The organism is Microbulbifer mangrovi, assembly GCF_002009015.1.
GTDB lineage: Bacteria > Pseudomonadota > Gammaproteobacteria > Pseudomonadales > Cellvibrionaceae > Microbulbifer > Microbulbifer mangrovi.
Genome location: NZ_LZDE01000117.1, coordinates 1 through 1,774, shown reverse-complemented (window position 1 = coordinate 1,774; position 1,774 = coordinate 1). Strand labels below are relative to the sequence as shown.

The 1,774-nt window shown below is 56.4% G+C and carries 2 protein-coding genes; both read right to left on the bottom strand.

Annotation, left to right across the window (positions count from 1 at the left end):
* A partial coding sequence (locus B4U49_RS00595) for a glycoside hydrolase family 9 protein (protein WP_143735442.1) occupies positions 1–250 on the bottom strand: 250 nt, incomplete at its 3' end.
* 165 nt (positions 251–415) lie between these two features.
* Entirely contained in the window at positions 416–1,687 is a 1,272-nt protein-coding gene (gene bioA / locus B4U49_RS00590) for an adenosylmethionine--8-amino-7-oxononanoate transaminase (protein ID WP_078082668.1), read from the bottom strand.
* Positions 1,688–1,774 lie beyond the last annotated feature (87 nt).

Sequence of the window (1,774 nt, the reverse complement as noted above, 5' to 3'; positions counted from 1 at the left end):
CACCGGCGTCGTACCAGCCACCGGTCAAATCCACGCTGTTATCCGCGCCATCGTCCATCGCAGAATCACCGCGCCACTCATTGCGGTTCCAGTTGGGGATGGGGCCGGACTGCTGCGCCTCGTAAAAATAAATGGATTTCTGCAGCGCCTCTCCATAGTTGGCTGCAAGGACACTCCCGGAAAACAGGGCGGAACCGGCCAGTGTCGTCGCCGCGATGGCGGCACTGAGCGGTTTGCTGACTCTGATCATTCGCATTGTGAAAATTCCTTCTTGTAAATTATTGTTTTCGGGCAGGAAGGCTGCCCGGCGGGCCCCGGGACTCACACCAGGGACTCGCACAAGAAGGACGTATTGCGATTTGTTTCGGGAAGGCTTTCTCCGCCAGCCTTTACAATTTGTGATGAATTACGATATTCACAAAGCGGAGAGGGTTTCGTTCATGGAACTTGTCAGATTAGTAAGATCTGAAGGTGTAATAACATAGGGCGGCATGGTGTAAACCAGCTTGCCGAAAGGACGCAGCCACACGCCGCGCTCGATCAGGCTTTCCTGTAGTGTTCGGTTGTCCACAGGCTGCTTCATCTCCACCACACCGATGGCTCCGAGCACACGCACGTCCGCCACACCTGAGGCATCTTTCAGTGGCGCAAGCTCCCGCGTCATCTGCGCTTCAATATTGTTCACCTGTTTTTGCCAGTCCCGCTGTAACAATAACTCGATACTCGCGTTGGCCACCGCACATGCCATCGGGTTACCCATAAACGTCGGCCCGTGCATAAACACACCCGCCTCACCGTTACAGATCCCATTGGCCACCTTATCTGTACACAGCGTCGCCGCCATGGTCATGGTGCCGCCAGTGAGTGCCTTGCCCAGGGTAAGAATATCCGGCGAAATCCCTGCATGTTCGCAGGCGAACATTTTGCCACTGCGGCCGAAGCCGGTGGCGATTTCGTCGGCGATCAGCAGCAGGTCGTATGTGTCGCAAAGTTCACGCACTTTGCGTAAATATTCCGGGGAATAAAAACGCATTCCGCCGGCGCCCTGTACGATCGGTTCCAGAATCACTGCTGCCAATTGCTGGTGATGCTGTTCAATCATTTGCTGAAGGTCAGCAATGTCTTGATCGGAGCAGGGTTCATCGAACTTGGGTTGCGGGGCGGGCGCAAACAGGTGCTGGGTGAGCTGGCTGGCGAACAGGTGGTGCATGCCGTTGACGGGGTCGCAGGTGGCCATGGCGCCGAAGGTGTCGCCGTGGTAGCCGTTGCGCAGCGCGAGCAGCCGGCTTTTTTCCGGTTTGCCCTGGGATTGCCAGTATTGCAGGGCCATTTTGATGGCGACTTCTACGGAGACGGAGCCGGAGTCTGCGAGGAAGACTTTCTGCAGTGGTTCTGGGGTGAGGGCTACGAGTTTTTTGCTGAGTTCGATGGCGGGCTCGTGGGTGAGGCCGCCGAACATGACGTGACTCATTTTTTCCATCTGCGCCTGCATGGCGGCGTTCAGTTCGGGAACGTTGTAGCCGTGCAGGGTGCTCCACCAGGAACTCATACCGTCGATCAATCCGCGGCCGTCTTCCAGATAGATTCGTACACCTTCGGCGCGTGCGATGGGGTAGACGGGAGGCGGATTGATCAGGGAGGAGTAGGGGTGCCAGATGTGGTTTTTATCGAACGCTAAATCCATCATGGTGCAGTGGGATTTCTTCTTAAGCAGGTGGGTGGCGGTGAAGCACCGGGTATCTGTTTTTGAAACCGCTGTGAACCCATCCCTGGG

Bases quoted from the DNA above. Each gene is read 5' to 3' on its own strand.
- bioA (WP_078082668.1), bottom strand. From the start codon at position 1,687: ATGATGGATTTAGCGTTCGATAAAAACCACATCTGGCACCCCTACTCC.